Raw genomic sequence first — 18,825 nt, 5'->3', positions numbered from 1 at the left:
GCCAAAAAAGCGCCGATCCCAGCTTGCGCCGCGGCGACCATACTCCACGCAAACCGCATTATCAAACGGGCCCCGCAGGCCGTCAACCACTTGCGAAGGCGGCGTTAATTGCGACAATTCACCGCGACGAACCCTTGGGGATTGAAGGGGAATAAATCCCGTTCGTCGTGACGTTGCGGTGCGTGATCATCCGGTGGTTGCGTGCGTGGGCCCTTCCCGGGGCCAGCTATGGCCCTGGCGCCCGGCCGGCCATCAGCGGTGTAACCGGTCGCACATTGGGTGTGTCGCCCTGTGCCGGTTTGACCTTTGCGGATGACGATGGCTTGTTGCGGACGTCGGCCAAAACTCAAACCTCAAGAAAAGTGACACCGATGGGAAATGCCTACGAAATCTACGCACTGCGCTATGCGACGATGTCGCCGCGCACCCCTCATCTGAATTTCCTGATACCGGATCCGCACGACACCACGGCGCAGGACCTCGACTACTTCGTCTGGCTGATCCGCGGCCACGGCCGCGAGATACTGGTCGATACCGGTTTCAACGCCGAGGAAGCCAAGGCGCGGTCGCGCAAGCTCAACCTCAATCCGGTCGATGCGCTGGAAGCGTTCGGCGTCAAGGCGTCAAGCATCAAGGACGTCGTCGTCACCCATCTGCATTACGACCATGCCGGCAATCTCGATCGCTTCCCCGGCGCCCGGTTTCATCTGCAGGATCGCGAGATGAGCTACGCGACCGGGCGCTGCATGTGCAACGGCCTGATCCGCCATCCCTTCTCCGTTGAGCACGTCACGCTGATGGTGCGCCATGTCTATGGCGAGCGCGTCACGTTCCATAATGGCGACGGCGAGATCGCGCCGGGTGTGACTGTGCACCGCGTCGGCGGCCATTCCGATGGTTTGCAGGTGGTGCGGGTCGAGACCGCGCGCGGGCCGGTGGTGCTGGCCTCGGACGCTGCGCATTACTACGCCAATCTGCAGAAGCGCAGCCCATTTCCGATCGTCTACAATGTCGGCGACATGGTGCAGGGCTGGGAGATTGTCGAGCGGCTGGCCGGCCATCCCGACCGGTTCATTCCCGGCCACGATCCGATCGTCAGCGAGATCTATCCGCGCGCCAGCGACAAGGTCGATGCGTTTGCGTTGCACCTCGCGCCGTCGCGATCATTCGTGAAGTAGGAGCACACGCGTAATGCAACGGAATCAGCCATGATCGAGCGCTTTCCCGGCCTCACGCCCACCCGCAGCCGCGCCGTCGTTCACAATGATTTGGTGCTCACGGTGGCGGTCGCGCCCGATCCTGTCACCCCGTCGATGTATGAGCAGAGCGTCAAGGCGCTCGCCCGCATCGACGAGAGCCTTGCTCTGTGCGGCTCGGACAAGAGCAAGATCCTCTCGGCGATCGTCTACATCAGCGACATGAAGCGCAAAAGCGAGATGAACCGCGCCTGGGATGAATGGGTCGATACCAGTAACCCGCCGATGCGCGCCTGCCTCGGCGTCGAGCTCGAACCGCCGCATATCGTGGAAATCGTGGTGACGGCGACGAAGTAGGCGGCGGTGAGTAGGCTTCCTTCGCACCGATCGCTCTTCGGAGGCGCGGCTGTCTCCCCGTCATTGCGAGCCACCGGGTCGCGCGAATGCGCGCCCGATGACAGGCTCCGCGAAGCAATCCATATCTCCACGTGCTGAGGCATGGATTGCTTCGTCGCTTCGCTCCCTTGCACAAACGCTTTGTGTTTGTTGCAGGCAATGACGTGGAGAGAGTGCCTAATACGCTTCCTTCGCGTCGGCCTCTGCGCTGGTTTGAACGAGATCGAGGCTTGCCTCGATCTTGCCGAGCAGCGCCGCCAGCGCCTTTCGCTCCGGCGCGGAGAGGCACGACAAAATCTCCTGTTCCCGGCGCAGCAGGCGCGGGATCAGCTCCTCGTACAGCGCCTTGCCTTTCCCGGTCATGCGCAGCCGGAATTCGCGGCGGTCCTCTTCGTTCTCGACGCGCTCGATCATCTGCCGTTTCATCAGCGTGGTGACCGCGCGGCTGATGGTCGATTTATGGGTGCGGGTGCAATGGGCGATGTATTGCGCGCTGCAGGGCTCAACGCGGAAACCCAGCGTCGCCAGTACGCGCCATTCCGGAATGTCGAGCCCGTACCGAGCCTGATATTCGGCCGAGAGCGCCGAGGAGACTTCCGCCGCCAGCCGGTTCAGGCGGAAGGGGACGAATTTGAAGAGGTCGAGACGGCCGCCGTTTCTTGCGGCTTTCGCAGGCGTTCCATCCTTATCCCCGTCTTTGCGCGCGCCGCTGTCGGGCGCGGATCGGGATCGGGCGCTGTTCTCGCTGGACGACGCGTTGGCCAAAATCGCTCCAATTTGAGTTGACGCCGGGGGCGCCAGCGGGTTTAAGATAGTTGCAGATGCGACTAATTTAGCAAGTCCGCGCACCCTTGGCCAGAGTAAACCTTCCAATGGTCCAGACCAAAACCCAATTCGGCTACCGCAGGCACCCCGACCAGGATCGGGCGGGTGCTGATGTGGCCGAACATCCCGTCGTCGTGGTCGGCGCCGGGCCGGTCGGGCTGTCGCTGGCGATCGATCTCGCTCAACGCGGCCAATCCGTGGTGCTGCTCGATGATGCCGACCGGATCGGCGAGGGCTCGCGCGCGATCTGCTTCTCCAAACGTTCGCTGGAATTCTGGGACCGGCTCGGCGTCGGCCAGCGCATGGTCGACAAGGGCGTGGTCTGGAGCGTCGGCAAGATCTTTCACGGCGCCTCGCAGCTCTACCAGTTCAACCTGCTGCCGGAGGAGGGCCACAAGCGGCCCGCCTTCATCAACCTGCAGCAGTTCTATGCCGAGGCCTATCTGGTCGATCGGGTCCAGGAGCTTTCCGGCATCGACCTGCGCTGGCGCAACAAGGTGGTCGGCCTCGAACAGCGCAACGACCATGTGCTGCTGACGATCGAAACGCCTGACGGACCGTACCGGCTGCATGCCGGCTTCGTCGTCGCCTGCGACGGCGCCCGCTCGTCATTGCGGCAGATGGTGGGCGCGGAATTCGCCGGGCAAGTGTTTGAAGATCAATTCCTGATCGCCGACGTCAAGATGACGGCGGCGTTCCCGACCGAGCGCTGGTTCTGGTTCGATCCACCGTTCCACGCCGGGCGCTCCGCGCTGTTGCACAAGCAGCCGGACGACATCTGGCGCATCGACCTGCAGCTGCATCCCGATGCTGATCCTGTCGTCGAGAAGCGCCCGGAAAATGTACGGCCGCGGATCGCGCGCATGCTCGGCCATGACAAGTTCGATTTCGAATGGATCTCGCTGTACAAGTTTCAGTGCCGGCGGATGGAGAAGTTCTTGCACGGCCGCGTGATCTTTGCCGGCGATGCCGCGCACCAGGTCTCGCCGTTCGGCGCCCGCGGCGCCAATTCAGGCCTCGAAGACGCCGAGAACATCGCGTGGAAACTCGATCGTGTCTTGCGTGGGTCGTCGCCGGAAGCGCTGCTGGAGAGTTACCACACCGAACGCAGCGCCGCGGCGGACGAGAACATCCGCGAGTCCACGCGCTCGACCGATTTCATGGCGCCGGTGTCGCAACAGGAGGCGCGGCTGCGCAAGGCGGTGCTGTCGCTGGCCAAGGAAACCGAATTCGGCAAGCGCATGGTCAATGGCGGACGGCTGTCGGTGCCTTCCACCTATGACACGCCGCTGTCGACCGCCGATCGCGATGCGTGGCGCGGTGGCCCGCGACCCGGCGCGTCGATGCCGGATGCGCCGATTGCGGCAGCGAGCGGCCAGCCGATGTTTCTGACCGAAGCCTTCGTTGGCAAGGGAGCGCAATTCACGTTGCTGGAATTCGGCAACGGTGCCGCGATCGATCCGCCTGAAGGCGTGGAAACTATTCGCATCGGCGGCGACGACGGCCTTGCCGACACCAGGGGCCTTGCGGGTACGCGCTACGACGCCGAGCCCGGCACCGCCTATCTGCTGCGGCCCGACGGCTATGTCGCCGCGCGCTTCCGGCATCCGACCCGGCCGGCGCTGGACGCGGCGTTGGCGCGCGCGGCGGGTCTCAATCGAGGACTGTCATGACGCTGTCCACCAGTTCGAATTTCGCAAAACCCGACGACGCCTTCCGCGCCATCGTGGAGGCGCATCGCGGGTTGAGCGAGGCGCAAAGTGCCGACCTCGACGCCGCGCTGGTTCTGGTGCTCGCCAACCATATCGGCGACATCGCGGTGCTGAACGAGGCCATCGCACTCGCCAAGCGGCGGATGCTCGATGCCAGCCAGCAGCAACAGCAGCAGCAACAATGAAAAGTTTGAACATGCCGTCATTGCGCGCGCAGCGAAGCAATCCATCCCTCCGCAAGCGAGGTGACAATGGATTGCTTCGCTACGCCTTGCACAAACGCTTTGCGTTTGTTGCAGGCAATGACGGGGATAGAGCTAACGTAAAGGAATTGAACTGATGGCCAAGGGTTTCGCGTCCACCACGGACATGGCGGAAAAGAAGATCACCTTTTCCGAGATCGGCACTGATCTCTACGCCTTCACCGCCGAAGGCGATCCGAACTCGGCGATCATCGTCGGCGACGATGGCTGCCTGGTGTTCGATGCGCAGTCGACGCCGGCGATGGCGAATAAAGTGATCGAGCGGGTGCGCACCGTCACCGACAAGCCGATCAAATATGTCGTGCTGTCGCATTACCACGCGGTGCGCGTACTCGGCGCCTCCGCCTACAAGGCGCAGGGCATCGTCGCCTCGGCGGAAACCTATCGCCTGATCGAGGAGCGCGGCCAGCAGGATTGGGATTCCGAATATGGCCGCTTCCCGCGCCTGTTCCAGGATGCCCAGAGCATTCCCGGACTGACCTGGCCGACGCTGACCTTTGAAGGCGAGATGTCGATCTATCTCGGCAAGCGCGAGGTGCGGTTGATGCAGCTCGGCGCGGGGCATACGTCCGGCGACATCGTGGCCTGGGTGCCGGATGCCGAAGTGATGTTCTCCGGCGACCTCATCGAATATCACTCGGCCTGCTATTGCGGCGATGCGCATTTGCGCGAATGGCCGACGACGTTGAACGAAATCCGCGCCTTCAATCCCAAGGCGATCGCGCCTGGCCGCGGCGACGCGCTCAAGGGCCTTTCGACCGGGCGCGATGCGATCGCGATGACGCGGGACTTCGTCACCACGCTCTATGGCGCGGCCGAGACCTCGGTCGCCAGGGGCCGCAACCTCAAAGAATCGATGGCGGCGACGCGCGAGGTGATGGACCCGAAATTTTCCAGCTTTGCGATCTACGAGCACTGCCTGCCGTTCAACGTCTCGCGCGCGTTCGACGAGGCTTCGGGGATCGACGATCCCGTGATCTGGACCGACAAGCGCGATCAGGAAATGTGGGCCGCCCTGCAAGGAGGAGGATGACCATGAATATCAACACCTCGCCCGATGCGATCTCGCGCAGCACCGTTGGCGTCACGCCGGGCTACATGTCCGGCTTCGGTAACAGCTTTGAGACCGAGGCGCTGCCCGGCGCGCTGCCGATCGGCCGCAACTCGCCGCAGCGCTGCGCCTATGGGCTCTACGCCGAGCAGCTTTCCGGCTCGCCCTTCACCGCGCCCCGCGGCGCCAACGAGCGGTCGTGGCTTTATCGCATTCGCCCCTCGGTCAAGCATTCGGGACGTTTTGAGAAGGCCGATGCCGGGTTGTGGCGCACCGCGCCATGCCACGAATACGAACTGCCGATCGCGCAATTGCGCTGGGATCCGGCGCCGATTCCGAAAGAAGACATGACGTTCCTGCAGGGCGTGCAGACCATGACGACCGCAGGCGACGCCAACACGCAAGGAGGCATGGCGGCTCACGTTTATCTCATCACGAAATCGATGGTCGATCAGCATTTCTACAATGCCGATGGCGAGATGATGTTCGTGCTGCAGCAGGGCAATCTGCGCCTTGTCACCGAGTTTGGCCGCATCGACGCCGAGCCCGGCGAGATCATCGTGATCCCGCGCGGCGTCAAATTCCGCGTCGAGCTCACCAACGGCCCGGCGCGTGGTTACCTTTGCGAGAACTATGGCGGCGCCTTCACGCTGCCCGAACGTGGTCCGATCGGCGCCAATTGCCTGGCCAATTCGCGCGACTTCCTCACCCCCGTGGCGGCGTATGAGGACAAGGACACGCCGACCGAACTGTTCGTGAAATGGGGCGGTTCGCTGTTCAAGACGATGCTGCCGCATTCGCCGATCGACGTGGTGGCGTGGCACGGCAATTATGCGCCCTATAAATACGACCTGCGCACCTTCTCGCCGGTCGGCGCCATCGGCTTCGACCATCCGGATCCCTCGATCTTCACGGTGCTGACCTCGCCATCGGAAACCGCAGGCACTGCGAACATCGACTTTGTCATTTTCCCGGAGCGCTGGGCGGTCGCGGAAAACACCTTCCGTCCACCCTGGTACCACATGAACATCATGTCGGAGTTCATGGGGCTGATCTACGGCGTCTACGACGCCAAGCCGGAAGGCTTTGTCCCCGGCGGCATCAGCCTGCACAACATGATGCTGCCGCACGGCCCGGATCGCCAAGCCTTCGATCATGCCAGCAACGGCGAGCTGAAGCCCGTGAAGCTGACAGGCACCATGGCCTTCATGTTTGAGACCCGCTACCCGCAGCGCGTCACCGCGCACGCGGCGAAGTCGGCGACCTTGCAGGACGACTACGCGGATTGCTGGCAGGGACTGGAGAAGCGATTCGATCCGAACAAGCCGTGACGGTTCTTGCCCTCTCCCCTTGTGGGAGAGGGTGGATCGAATGAGCGAAGCTCATTCGAGACGGGTGAGGGGTCTGTCTCCGCGGAAAGAACCCCTCATCCGGCGCAATCTCCCTCCGGTCGATTTCGCCACCTTCTCCCACAAGGGGAGAGGAAGAAAGGACGAAGCACAAAGTGACCACCCACCCCAACGATCCCAAACTGAAATCCTTCATCCCGGTTGATCCCGCGTCGGATTTCCCGATCCAGAATCTCCCCTACGGCGTGTTCTCCGCCAAGGACGGGCTCGCCCCGCGCGTTGGCGTTGCGATCGGCGACTATGTGCTCGATCTCTGGCAGCTCGCGCAGGATTGCCGGATCGACGTCGTCGAACCCGGCGTGTTCGCGAACGCATCGCTCAACGCGTTCATGGCGCTGGGCCCCGAAGTGTGGTCGCGGACGCGGGCGCGGATCAGCGAGCTGTTGCGCCACGATCATCCCGAGCTGCGCGACAATGAAAAACTGCGCCAGCGCACGCTGGTGCCGATGGCGGATGTCACGCTGCATCTGCCGATCGCGGTTTCCGGCTACACCGACTTCTATTCGTCCAAGGAGCACGCCACCAATGTCGGCGTCATGTTCCGCGGCAAGGACAATGCGCTGCAGCCGAACTGGCTGCATATGCCGATCGGCTACAATGGCCGCGCGTCCACCGTCGTCGTCAGTGGCACCAGGGTGCGCCGGCCGCGCGGGCAGTTGAAGCCGCCGACGGCCGACGTGCCGAGTTTTGGGCCGTGTAAACGGCTCGATTTCGAATTGGAAATGGGCGTCGTCATCGGACAGGCGTCGGCGATCGGCGAGATGCTGACGGAAAAACTGGCCGAAGAGATGATCTTCGGGTTTGTGATCCTCAATGACTGGAGCGCGCGCGACATCCAGCAGTGGGAATATGTGCCGCTCGGGCCGTTCCAGGCCAAGGCGTTTGCGACCTCGATCAGCCCGTGGATCGTGACGCGCGAGGCGCTGGAGCCGTTCCGCGTCCAGGGTCCCGCACAGGATCCGCAGCCGCTGGAATATCTGCGCCAGGCGCAGCCGAACAATTACGACATGCAGCTCGACGTCGCCCTGCGCGCTGGCACCATGAACGCGGCCGCCGGCATCTGCCGCACCAATTTCAAGTACATGTACTGGTCGTCGGTGCAGCAATTGGTGCACCACGCCTCGTCCGGCTGCGCCATGAATGTCGGCGATCTCTTAGGGTCCGGCACCATCTCCGGCCCGGAGAAGGATCAGCGCGGCAGTCTTTTGGAGATCAGCTGGAACGGCACCGAGCCGATTGAGTTGCCCGGCGGCGTCAAGCGTACGTTCCTGGAAGACGGCGATTCGCTCGTGATGCGCGGCTGGTGCCAGGGCGAAGGCTACCGCGTCGGTTTCGGCGAGGTCGAAGGCACGATCACGCCGGCGGGGTAGTAGTACTGAATATTAGACGCTGTCGTCCCGGCGAACGCCGGGACCCATAATCCCGGTCAGCTGTGGTTATGGGAAGTCGTCAAACAGCTTTCTTAAACGATGGGCCGCGGCGTATGGGTCCCGGCCTTCGCCGGGACGACCAGAGTGTCACCGCTCCTGCGGCGGAACGGCCCTGATTCGCGCCGAATGCGTCGCGACCTCGTCGAGGCTGTAGGACAGATGCACGCGCTTGTCCGATGGCGGACGCTTCGCAACGCTTAGTCCCGGCCGCCATTCCTGCGCGGGGCGGATCGGCCGCGGCGCAAAGCCACCGCCGCAGTTCGGGCACACATTGTGCAGCTTGTTGTCGGCGCAGTCAGCGCAGAACGTGCATTCATAGGAACAGATCCGCGCCTCCGTCGCGTTCGGCGGCAGATCCTTGTCGCAATATTCGCAGTTCGGCCGGAGTTGCAGCGCCATGGTCGTCTCTTTGCGTTGATTCAAGCTGGATCATCGCAAACTGGTCGTCGAAAGCGAATGGCGAATACCCCTCGATTTCGGCCATGTGCATCAAATTCTACCGCGCCAATTCCTTTAACGGCAGCTTGGCGCTTTCCTTCAGCCGGTCCAGCACGATCGACGAGCGCACATGCGCCACGCTCTGGTGCGGCATCAGCACGTTGTTGACGATGTCGGACAGGCTCTTGAGGTCGCGCAGCACCGCCTTCAAGAGATAATCGGCATCACCTGTCAGCGAATAGGCCTCCTGGATCGCGTCGACGCGGCCCACCAGCGCACGGAATTTCTTGGCGTTGTCGGGCGAATGCGTCGCCAGCGTGATGTGGATGAAGGCGATCAAATTGAAGCCGAGCGCCTCGGAGGCGAGGTCGGCGTGATAGCCCGCGATCACTTTCTCTTCTTCGAGCCGCATCCGCCGCCGCGAGCATTGCGATGCCGACAGGCCGACCAGATCGGCCAGTTGCTGGTTGGTCAGCCGGCCGTCGTCCTGCAGCGCGGCCAGCATTTTGAGGTCGAAAGCGTCTACCGGGATCATGCGTGAAATGCCCATTTGATGCACGAACTGTGCGCCACCATAGCCAATCCCGCCGCCATTTGCATGCACATTGCGCCTGATCTGGCGGAAACTCCAAGGATCAAATCAAGAAGGAGATTCCGCCATGGGTCCATTTCCGCACGACGCGCCGGCCGCCACTGTGAGCGCCGACAATCCGATGGGCACCGACGGCTTCGAGTTCGTCGAATACGCCCATCCCCGGCCGGAAGAGCTGCACGCGCTGTTCAAGCTGATGGGCTATGCGCCGGTCGCCCGCCACAGGACCAAGAACATCACGGTCTATCGCCAGGGCGACATCAATTACCTCGTCAACGAAGAACCCGGCACCCATGGTTTTAGTTTCGTGGCCGCCCACGGCCCCTGCGCGCCGTCGATGGCGTTCCGCGTGGTGGACGCCAGGCAGGCCTATGAACGCGCGATCTCGCTCGGCGCGGAGCCCGCGGGTATCCCGTCAGCGCAGAAGACGATCGACGTTCCTGCCATCAAGGGCATTGGCGGCAGTCTGCTGTATTTCGTCGATCGCTACGGCGCCAAGGGCTCGGCCTATGACAGCGAGTTCGAATGGCTCGGCGCCAAAGACCCGCGTCCCGCCGGCGCCGGCCTGTTCTACATCGATCACCTCACCCACAACGTCCATCGCGGCCGCATGGATGTCTGGACCGGCTTCTACGCAAAGCTGTTCAACTTCCGCCAGATCCGTTTCTTCGACATCGAGGGGCGCGCCTCCGGCCTGTTCTCGCGCGCGCTGACCAGCCCGGACGGCAAGATCAGGATTCCGATCAACGAGGACGCCGGCGATTCCGGCCAGATCGAAGAATATCTCAACACCTATCGCGGCGAGGGCATCCAGCACATCGCCTGCGGTGCGCGCGACATTTACGGCACGGTGGAGACGCTGCGCGCCGACGGCTTGCCGTTCATGCCGTCACCGCCGCTGACTTACTTCGAGAAGATCGATGCACGGCTGCCCCGGCATGGCGAGGACGTCGCACGCCTCCAACGTGACGGCATCCTGATCGACGGCGAGGGTGTCGTCGAAGGCGGCCACACCAAGGTGCTGTTGCAGATCTTCTCGGCGAACGCGATCGGACCGATCTTCTTCGAATTCATCCAGCGCAAGGGCGACGACGGCTTTGGCGAAGGCAATTTCAAGGCGCTGTTCGAATCGATCGAGGAGGATCAGATTCGAAGGGGTGTGTTGAAGGTGGACGCGGCGTAGCTCATGTCGTCCCGGCGAAGGCCGGGACCCATACGCCGCGGCCAATGTTGTTGGAAAAGGAAGACAACGACCAGCGTGCCATATCATTTCCGCTGGTGGCTACGGGTCCCGGCGTTCGCCGGGACGACGGAGAGATTTTACCTCCCCGCCCTCCACGCGCTGGTCAATTCCCCAATCTCCGCCTTCTCCGCATCCCGGATCGCCGACGGCGTCCGCGAAAACCGCGGCGCCGGCGCGGGCTGCGTAACCCCGTGGCGTTCGACAAAAATCTTGCGCGCGGCGTTGTGTGGATGCTTCGGCGCTTCCGCCATGGTCAGGATCGGCGCGAAGCAGATGTCGGTGCCTTCCATGATCTTGCACCAGTCTTGGCGGCTCTTGCTCTTGAACACTTTTGTGAGTTTTTCCTTCAGCGCCGGCCAGGCGTTGCGGTCCATCTGGGCGTCGAAATCGGCGTCGGTCAGGCCGGCGTGTTCGCGGAGCAGGGCGTAGAACTGCGGCTCGATCGATCCGATCGAAATGAAATTGCCGCAGGAGCATTCGTAGACGCCATAGAAATGCGCGCCGCCGTCGAGGAAATTCTGATCGCGTCCTTCGGTCCAGCGGCCGATCGCGGTCATGTCGAAGAACATCGACATCAGCGACGCCGCGCCGTCGCACATCGCGGCATCGACCACCTGGCCCTTGCCGGATTTCGACGCTTCCAGCAGTGCGGCAAGAATGCCGACCACGAGATAGAGCGCGCCGCCGCCGAAATCGCCGACCAGGTTAAGCGGCGGCACCGGCTTTTCCTTCGTGCCGATCGCAGCGAGCGCGCCGGTGACCGAGATGTAATTGATGTCATGGCCGGCAGCCTGCGCCAGCGGGCCTTCCTGGCCCCAGCCGGTCATGCGGCCGAACACCAGCCGCGGATTGCGCGCCATCACGACGTCGGGCCCGAGCCCCAGCCGCTCCATCACGCCGGGACGAAAGCCTTCGATCAGCGCGTCGGCATTGGCGAGCAAATCGAGCACTTGGCCGACCGCGGCCTTGTCCTTCAAATCGAGTTCGACGACTTTGCGGCCACGGCCCGCCACCGATTTCAAATTCTTCTTGGCGCCGACGCGGTCGAGCGTCACGACCTCCGCGCCCATGTCGGCCAGCATCATGCAGGCGAACGGACCCGGGCCAATGCCCGCGAACTCGACGATGCGAAAGCCTGCGAGCGGGCCGGAGGCGCGAACTGCGGATTGAGCGGCGGGTTTGTCGAGCACGTCTTGTTCTCCCGAAGTGGTATTTTTAATTAGCTGATTAGCTAAATTGTCTCGCCTTAGGGAAGGCGTGGCAAGCTTCTTTCGTCGAGAATCTGACCAAATGCAGAGCGGCGCGCATATCCATAGCGTTTTGAGCGAAGGCCTGCCCCGGACTTGATCCGGGGTGGGCCGCCGGTTCGCGTGAAGAAACGCGTCAAAACAAAGCGCAGGGCCCGGTTCTGATTTAATCAGAACCGGGCTCGCACGCGCCGCTTGCATGGGAACTTGTGTCTAGACGTTATTAGCCCGCCGCAGTCACCGCGCGCTGCGCCATCACCTTGACCAGGTTGGCGCGATAGGCGGCGGAGCCATGGATATCGGCGAGCATGCCGCTGTCGGACACTTTGACGCTGTCGAGCGCGCCGGCCGACCAGTTCGCCTTCAGCGCTGTCTCGATCACCGGTACTCGCATGACGCCGTTTTGCGATGCTCCGGTCGCGGCAACCCTGACATCGCCGGCCTTGGTCTTGGTCACGAACACACCGGTCAGCGCGAAGCGTGAGGCGGGGTGGCGCATCTTCTCGTAACCGGCCTTGGCCGGAATCGGGAACGCGACCTGCGTGATGATCTCGCCGTCTTCCAGTGCCGTCGTGAACAGGCCCATGAAGAAATCATCCGCCGCTATCGAGCGCTTGTTGGTTTTCACCGTGGCGCCGAGCGAGACCAATGCCGCCGGAAAATCCGCCGCCGGGTCGTTGTTGGCGATCGAGCCGCCGATCGTGCCGCGGTAGCGGACCGCGGGATCGCCGAGCACCGAGGTGAGGTAGGCGATCGCCGGGATCGACTTCTTCACATCAGCGCTTTGCATGATGTCGAAATAGGTCGTGGCCGCCTTGATAACAAGCGTATCGCCTGATGCTTCGATCCCGATCAGCTCCTTGATCTTGCCGAGATCGATCACGTCGGACGGCGCGGCCAGCCGCTGTTTCATCACGGGGATCAGCGTGTGGCCACCGGCGAGATATTTCGAATCCGAGCCTTTGCCGAAAAGCGCCACGGCTTCGTCGACCGAGGAGGGGCGATGATAGATTGTCTCGTACATGATGGTACTCCCTGAAATTTTGCTCTTTGGTCTCCTCCGTCATTCCGGGATGCGCGCCTCTTGCGCGCAGACCCGGAATCTCGAGGAGTTAGCCGTGCTTCAGATTCCGGGTTCGACGCTTTGCGTCGCCCCGGAATGACGAGAATTAGCCGTGAATGGCGTGCCAGACGCGATCAGGCGTCGCCGGCATTTCGAGTTTGTTGTTGCCGATCGCATCCGTGATCGCGTTGATCACGGCGGCGGATGCACCGATCGCGCCGGCCTCGCCGCAGCCCTTGACGCCGAGCGGGTTGCCCGGACACAGCGTCGTGGTGTGGTTCAGCTTGAACGACGGCAGATCGTCGGCGCGCGGCATGGCGTAATCCATGAACGACGCCGTCAGCAGCTGACCCGAGCTGTCATACGCTGCGCCTTCGAGCAGCGCCTGGCCGATGCCCTGGGCGAGCCCGCCATGGACCTGGCCCTCGACGATCATCGGGTTGATCAGCCGGCCGAAATCGTCCGCCGCCACGAAGTTGACGAAGGAAGTCTTGCCGGTGGCGGCATCGACCTCGAGTTCGCAGATATAGGCGCCGGCCGGGAAGGTGAAGTTGGTCGGGTCGTAGAACGCGCCCTCCTTCAGGCCCGGCTCCATGCCGTCGGGCAGATTGTGCGCCGTGTAGGCGGCGAGCGCGACCATCGGCAGCGCGATCGACTTGTCGGTGCCGGTGACTTTGAACTCGCCGTTCTCGATCACGATGTCGCTTTCGGAGGCTTCGAGCGCATGGGCGGCGATCTTCTTCGCCTTGGCCTCGACCTTCTCCATCGCCTTGAGGATCGCGGTCAGGCCAACCGCGGCCGAGCGCGAACCGTAGGTGCCCATGCCGAACTGCACCTTGTCGGTGTCGCCATGGACGATCTGCACCTGGCTGATGGGAACGCCGAGGCGTTCGGCCACCAGCTGGCAGAACGTGGTTTCATGGCCCTGGCCGTGGCTGTGCGAGCCGGTGAGGATCTCGATGGTGCCGACCGGGTTGACGCGGACTTCCGCGGATTCCCACAGGCCGACGCCGGCGCCAAGACTGCCGACCGCTTTCGAGGGCGCGATGCCGCAGGCCTCGATGTAGCAGGAGAGGCCGATGCCGCGCAGCTTGCCTTCGGACTTGGCCTTCGCCTTGCGGGCCGGGAAGCCGGCGTAGTCGATCGCCTTCATCGCCGAGTCGAGCGAGGCGCCGAAATCGCCGATATCGTAGGCCATGATGACAGGCGTCTGATGCGGGAATTGCGTGATGAAGTTCTTGCGGCGCAATTCCGCCGGATCGACCTTCAACTGCCGCGCCGCCGTCTCCAGCAGCCGTTCAACCACGAAACTCGCTTCGGGCCGGCCCGCGCCCCGATAGGCGTCGACCGGGGTGGTGTTGGTGTAGACGCTGATCACCTCGGCGAAGATGTTGGGGATGTTGTACTGGCCCGACAACAGCGTCGCGTAGAGATAGGTCGGCACTGACGACGAGAACAGCGACATATAGGCGCCGAGATTGGCATAGGTCTTGACGCGCAAGCCGGTGATCTTGTTGTCGGCGTCGAGCGCCAGTTCGGCGTTGGTCAGGTGATCGCGGCCATGGGCATCGGTCAGGAAAGCCTCGGTGCGATCGCCGGTCCACTTCACCGGCCGCCCCACCTTCTTGGAGGCCCACAGCGCCACCATCTCCTCAGGGTAAATGAAGATCTTGGAGCCGAAGCCGCCGCCGACGTCGGGCGCCACCACCCGCAATTTGTGCTCCGGGGCAATGTTATAGAACGCCGACAGCACAAGACGGGCGACATGCGGATTTTGCGAGGTCGTGTAGAGCGTGAAGTGCTCTTCCGCCTCATTATATTCGCCGATCGCCGCCCGCGGTTCCATCGCGTTCGGCACCAGCCGGTTGTTGGTGATGTCGAGCGAAACCACGTTGGCCGCCGCTTTGAACGCGGCTTCGGTGGCGGCCTCGTCGCCGATCGTCCAGTCGTAGATCACGTTGCCGGGCGCTTCAGGGTGAAGCTGCGGCGCGCCTGCCTTGATGGCCGCGCGAATATCAGCGGCGGCCGGGAGTTCCTCGTAGTTGACGACGACGGCTTCGGCGGCGTCCTTGGCCTGGTTCTTGGTCTCGGCGATCACGACCGCGACCGCCTGGCCGACAAAGCGCACGGTCTCCGGCGCCATCGCCGGCCATGCGCCCATCTTCATGCCAGTGCCATCCTTCGACGTAATGGCCCAGCCGCAGATAAGGTTGCCGACCTTGTCGTCGACGATCTGCTGGCCGGTCAGGACGCCGACCACGCCGGGCATGTCCATCGCCGCTGACGTGTCGATGCTCTTTACCTTGGCGTGGGCGTGCGGGCTGCGGATGAAGTGCGCGTGGGTCAGGCCCACAATCTTGATGTCGTCGACGTAACGGCCCTTGCCGGTAATGAAACGGCGGTCTTCCTTGCGCACAACGCTTGCGCCAATGCCTTCAACGCCCATGTCCTGTCCTCCCAACCGGAGTTATTGTTTCCGCCATTTCCATCGAAACGAAGCGGCCTTTGAATGCTGGTTTGGTGGCCTGCGGCAGCTATTCGGCTGCCTGCGAGACCTTCATGCGTCCGGCCGCATCGAGCACCGCCTTGACGATGTTGTGGTAGCCGGTGCAGCGGCAGATGTTGCCTTCCAGCTCCTGCCGGACGGTTTCCTCGTCGAGCTTGCCGCCATGGCGATTCACGATATCGATCGACGACATGATCATGCCCGGGGTGCAATAGCCGCACTGCAGGCCGTGATTGTCGCGGAACGCCAATTGCATCGGGTGCAATTCGTCGCCCTTCGAGATGCCCTCGATGGTGGTGACGTTGGACCCGGCGGCCTGGCCCGCCAGCACGGTGCAGGATTTGACCGCCCGGCCGTCGATATGGACGACGCAGGCGCCGCACTGGCTGGTGTCACAGCCGACATGGGTGCCGGTCAGGTTCAGGTTTTCGCGCAGCAGATGGACGAGGAGGGTCCGGTCCTCGACGTCGGCTGAGACAGCCTTGCCGTTCACCGTCAATTTGATGGTAGACACGCGTGATACCTCCCGATGTTTTATAATTATTCCAATTAGAAACACGGGCGAGGGAACTTGCAACTAGGATTTTGGTCGCCCTTGTCATTGTGATGACATCCTCGCGGCGACGCGGCGTCGGCCAAGCCGATTCTTCGGCCGTCATGCGGCGGTCGGGCCGGAATGAATTCAAAGCGCCGCACGCGATGGAAGGTAAATTGACGGGGTGAGGTCTCGTCCACACCGCACCGCATCATATTTGCGTCGATCGTCCGAACCCCACGGGTGCGACCCAAGCCAAAAATGCGCGCTTCCGGCGATGCAATCCACGGGAGTGGGGGCCGGAGTTTACCCAGCCTTATCCATTCTGCCCTATCTTTGCGCACTGGATCGGGGGCAGGGCCTCCCGATCCGGGTTTTCAGAATGAAAACGGGGGGCTTGAGGTGGGATTTAAGAAACGTACGGGCTTGTTCTCGATCAAACTCCCAACCTTTCGATTCCGCGCCAAAATCATGCTTGGTTTTGCCGTGACGCTGGCCATCTCGGCGGCCAGCATGGGCATTGCCTATATGGGATTTGAACACGTTTCCGCAGGTGTGGACGCCTACCGGCGCAGCGTGCAGGAAGCCGACCTGGCGCGCGACATCGACCGCGAGTTGATTTCCTATAGTTCGCTCGCCCGCTATTTCGTGGTCACGGCCAAGGAAGAGGATGGCAAGGCGACGCTGGCGGCCGAAGCCAGCCTGAAGGCAGCCATTATCGCCTCGATGAAGGGCACCACGGATCCAGGCCGGCTTGAACAGCTCGCCAAGCTGGAGCGGGAATTCCGCGCCTTTGCCAAGATCTTTGCCGACGTCGTCAAGGTCAAGGACGAGAGCGCGCGGATCACCCAGAACCAGCTCACACGCAGCGGCATGTCGCTGCACTACAAGCTCGACGATCTTCCCAGCAACGCCGAGGAGTCCGAGCAGCAGGTCATCAGTCTCGGCGCGAAAAAGGTCTATGAGCAGTTTCAGTCCGTCACCGCACTGGTCAACACGTTTGTCATCAATTCGGACAAGGCGGTGGCCGCCAGCGCGTTGGCGCGTCTGAAATTCGTCGAGAACTCGCTGAAGTCGATTTCCTCGAAGAATGAAAAGGTCGTGGCTGACCTCAAGGAGGTCGCCGGACTTCTGGAAGCCTACCGGGAGGCGCTCGCCAAGCTGATTCACAACGCCAAGGAAATCGACGATCTGACGCTCGACATGACGGATTCCGTCACCGCGATCAGCAAGGGCGCTGCCGTCATGAAGTCCAGCCTGCTGGCCGATCAGAAACGGCTCGAGGCCGAGTCGAACGCGAGCATTGGCGAAACCGAACGGCTGATCCTGATCCTGGCGGCCGGCGGCTTCCTGCTCGGCTGTGTCTGGGCGTTCTTGCTCGGCAAGGGCATTTCCAAGCCGATGACCGCAATGTGCGGTGCGATGCGTGAACTCGCCGCCGGCAATTTCGACGTCGTGCTGCCCGGCCTCGGGCGCAAGGACGAACTTGGCGAAATGGCCGGCGCGGTCGAGGAGTTCAAGGTCCAGGCGGTCGCCAAGGCCGAACGCGACGCCGCCACGCAAGAGGCGCAGAACAAGGCGAGCAGCGCCGCGCGCCGCGCCGAACTCATTCGCTTTGCCGACGAGTTCGAGGCCGCGGTGGGCGCCATCGTCTCCAACGTTTCGGCCTCGGCCGTGCAGCTGGAAGCCTCGGCGGGAACGCTGACGCGAACGGCGGAAACCACCCAGAGCCTGTCGAGCCAGGTCGCCGGCGCTTCGGAACAAGCCTCCGGCAACATGCAATCGGTGGCATCCGCGACCGAGGAGCTGTCGGCCTCCGTCGACGAGATCGGCCGCCGCGTCAAGGAATCCAGCCAGATTGCGGAAGCCGCGGTGCGCCAGGCCGAACAGACCGATAGCCGCATCGGAAAACTGTCGCGCGCCGCACAAGAGATCGGTGACGTGGTCAAGCTGATCACGGCGATTGCCGAGCAGACCAACCTGCTGGCGCTGAACGCGACCATCGAGGCGGCCCGCGCCGGCGATGCCGGCCGCGGCTTTGCCGTCGTCGCCTCCGAGGTCAAATCGCTCGCCAGCCAGACCGCGAAGGCGACCGACGAGATCTCCAATCACATCTCGGGCATGCAGGGCGCGACCCAGGAATCGGTCGCGGCGATCAAGGAAATCGGCGGCACCATCGGCAAGATCTCGGACATCGCCACGACGATTGCGGACGCGGTCGAGCAGCAGAGCACGGCGACGCAGGAAATCGCGCGCAGCGTCCAGAACGTCGCGCAAGGCACCGAGGAAGCCGCCGCCAGCATCATGCAGGTCAATCGCGGCGCGACCGAAACCGGTACGGCCTCGGAAGAGGTGCTGCATTCGGCGCGCACGCTGTCGAGCGAAAGCACGCGGCTGCGCGAAGAACTCGACCGCTTCATGGCGAATATCCGCGCGGCGTGAGGACATCGCCACAACACCGGTGTCGTCCCGGCCAACCCATAGCCACCGCTGTTTGTTGTTTGAAAAATCTCTGCCAACTCGCCGTATCATCACGGCCGCTGAGTATGGGTCCCGGCTCAAAGCCGGGACGACGATGAATAGTATTGCTTCTGCTTTGAGTCGCTTCGCTCGCAATAGAAAATATCGCCGTCGCCTGCGACAAATCAACCCGACGGGCAAATCAGTTCTGATTTTCGGAAGGTGTGTCAAGCCCTGAAATAAAAAATATTTCTGTTTACCAGAAGGAAAGTCAGGGGCATATATTCGCCCATCCCGTCCCACTCAGAGGGCGTCGGCCGTCGTCACGGACGTTGGACGGGTTGCGGTGGACGCTGAAGTGCTGGCGACGAACGGCACTGAGGCGTACGGCGAAGTCGTGTGGTCCTGACACCCCGTTGCTGGTGTCAAGTTCCTGAAAGGCCAAAAGCTGATCAGGAG

Annotated in this window: 16 protein-coding genes; 9 read left to right on the top strand and 7 right to left on the bottom strand. The window is 62.8% G+C overall.

All coding sequences use genetic code 11. From position 1 onward, the window contains the following. The first annotated feature begins 371 nt into the window (after positions 1-371). Positions 372-1,178: an N-acyl homoserine lactonase family protein gene (locus tag JQ567_RS00080; protein WP_212436921.1), complete on the top strand. Its 807-nt coding sequence runs from the start codon at positions 372-374 to the stop codon at positions 1,176-1,178. Between the two features lie 30 nt (positions 1,179-1,208). Continuing rightward, positions 1,209-1,553: a RidA family protein gene (locus tag JQ567_RS00075; protein ID WP_212436920.1), complete on the top strand. Its 345-nt coding sequence runs from the start codon at positions 1,209-1,211 to the stop codon at positions 1,551-1,553. A 216-nt stretch (positions 1,554-1,769) separates the two neighbouring features. Here JQ567_RS00075 and JQ567_RS00070 read toward each other — a convergent pair whose 3' ends face one another. Continuing rightward, a complete protein-coding gene (locus tag JQ567_RS00070; protein ID WP_249165149.1) occupies positions 1,770-2,207 on the bottom strand; it encodes a MarR family winged helix-turn-helix transcriptional regulator in 438 nt (145 codons plus the stop codon). A 257-nt stretch (positions 2,208-2,464) separates the two neighbouring features. Here JQ567_RS00070 and JQ567_RS00065 point away from each other — a divergent pair, with 257 nt between their 5' ends. The 5 genes from JQ567_RS00065 (at position 2,465) to fahA (ending at position 8,222) form a co-directional block, all read left to right on the top strand. After that, the gene (locus JQ567_RS00065) at positions 2,465-4,090 is read left to right on the top strand and encodes an FAD-dependent oxidoreductase (RefSeq protein WP_212436918.1); all 1,626 of its coding nucleotides are present in this window, start codon (positions 2,465-2,467) and stop codon (positions 4,088-4,090) included. After that, positions 4,087-4,314, top strand: a complete 228-nt coding sequence (locus JQ567_RS00060; protein ID WP_212391303.1) for a DUF2783 domain-containing protein — start codon at positions 4,087-4,089, stop codon at positions 4,312-4,314. Before JQ567_RS00065 ends, JQ567_RS00060 begins: the two co-directional genes overlap by 4 nt. A gap of 154 nt (positions 4,315-4,468) precedes the next feature. Next, on the top strand, positions 4,469-5,425 hold the full coding sequence (locus tag JQ567_RS00055; RefSeq protein WP_212436917.1) for an MBL fold metallo-hydrolase: 957 nt from the start codon (positions 4,469-4,471) through the stop codon (positions 5,423-5,425). 2 nt (positions 5,426-5,427) lie between these two features. Continuing rightward, positions 5,428-6,774 (top strand): homogentisate 1,2-dioxygenase, encoded by a 1,347-nt coding sequence (hmgA, locus tag JQ567_RS00050; protein ID WP_212436916.1) that lies wholly within the window; start codon positions 5,428-5,430, stop codon positions 6,772-6,774. A gap of 173 nt (positions 6,775-6,947) precedes the next feature. Further along, on the top strand, positions 6,948-8,222 hold the full coding sequence (gene fahA, locus JQ567_RS00045) for a fumarylacetoacetase (RefSeq protein ID WP_212436915.1): 1,275 nt from the start codon (positions 6,948-6,950) through the stop codon (positions 8,220-8,222). Positions 8,223-8,369: 147 nt separating this feature from the next. Here fahA and JQ567_RS00040 read toward each other — a convergent pair whose 3' ends face one another. Both JQ567_RS00040 and JQ567_RS00035 read right to left on the bottom strand, forming a co-directional pair. Continuing rightward, positions 8,370-8,681 (bottom strand): DUF1272 domain-containing protein, encoded by a 312-nt coding sequence (locus JQ567_RS00040; protein ID WP_212436914.1) that lies wholly within the window; start codon positions 8,679-8,681, stop codon positions 8,370-8,372. Positions 8,682-8,778: 97 nt separating this feature from the next. Continuing rightward, complete coding sequence (locus JQ567_RS00035) at positions 8,779-9,255, bottom strand: Lrp/AsnC family transcriptional regulator (RefSeq protein ID WP_192735657.1); 477 nt, start codon at positions 9,253-9,255, stop codon at positions 8,779-8,781. A gap of 124 nt (positions 9,256-9,379) precedes the next feature. On the opposite strand from JQ567_RS00035, the gene hppD reads away from it, so the two are divergent. After that, positions 9,380-10,495 (top strand): 4-hydroxyphenylpyruvate dioxygenase, encoded by a 1,116-nt coding sequence (gene hppD, locus JQ567_RS00030; protein WP_212436913.1) that lies wholly within the window; start codon positions 9,380-9,382, stop codon positions 10,493-10,495. Between the two features lie 137 nt (positions 10,496-10,632). Here the strand turns inward: hppD and JQ567_RS00025 are convergent, their stop codons facing one another. The 4 genes from JQ567_RS00025 to JQ567_RS00010 form a co-directional block, all read right to left on the bottom strand. Further along, positions 10,633-11,745 carry a CaiB/BaiF CoA-transferase family protein gene (locus JQ567_RS00025; protein ID WP_212436912.1) on the bottom strand — a complete coding sequence of 371 codons (1,113 nt, stop codon included), beginning with the start codon at positions 11,743-11,745 and terminating at the stop codon, positions 10,633-10,635. Positions 11,746-12,025: 280 nt separating this feature from the next. Beyond that, positions 12,026-12,826 carry a xanthine dehydrogenase family protein subunit M gene (locus JQ567_RS00020; RefSeq protein WP_212436911.1) on the bottom strand — a complete coding sequence of 267 codons (801 nt, stop codon included), beginning with the start codon at positions 12,824-12,826 and terminating at the stop codon, positions 12,026-12,028. A gap of 145 nt (positions 12,827-12,971) precedes the next feature. Beyond that, complete coding sequence (locus tag JQ567_RS00015) at positions 12,972-15,311, bottom strand: xanthine dehydrogenase family protein molybdopterin-binding subunit (protein ID WP_212436910.1); 2,340 nt, start codon at positions 15,309-15,311, stop codon at positions 12,972-12,974. Positions 15,312-15,399: 88 nt separating this feature from the next. After that, complete coding sequence (locus tag JQ567_RS00010; RefSeq protein WP_192735652.1) at positions 15,400-15,885, bottom strand: (2Fe-2S)-binding protein; 486 nt, start codon at positions 15,883-15,885, stop codon at positions 15,400-15,402. A gap of 492 nt (positions 15,886-16,377) precedes the next feature. Here JQ567_RS00010 and JQ567_RS00005 point away from each other — a divergent pair, with 492 nt between their 5' ends. Then, a complete protein-coding gene (locus JQ567_RS00005; protein WP_212436909.1) occupies positions 16,378-18,348 on the top strand; it encodes a methyl-accepting chemotaxis protein in 1,971 nt (656 codons plus the stop codon). The last annotated feature ends 477 nt before the right edge of the window (positions 18,349-18,825 follow it).

It is taken from the genome of Bradyrhizobium sp. AUGA SZCCT0431, assembly GCF_018131065.1.
Taxonomy (GTDB): Bacteria; Pseudomonadota; Alphaproteobacteria; order Rhizobiales; family Xanthobacteraceae; genus Bradyrhizobium.
Note: the sequence above shows the minus strand (reverse complement) of the source record. Positions and strands in the feature narration are given on the sequence as shown.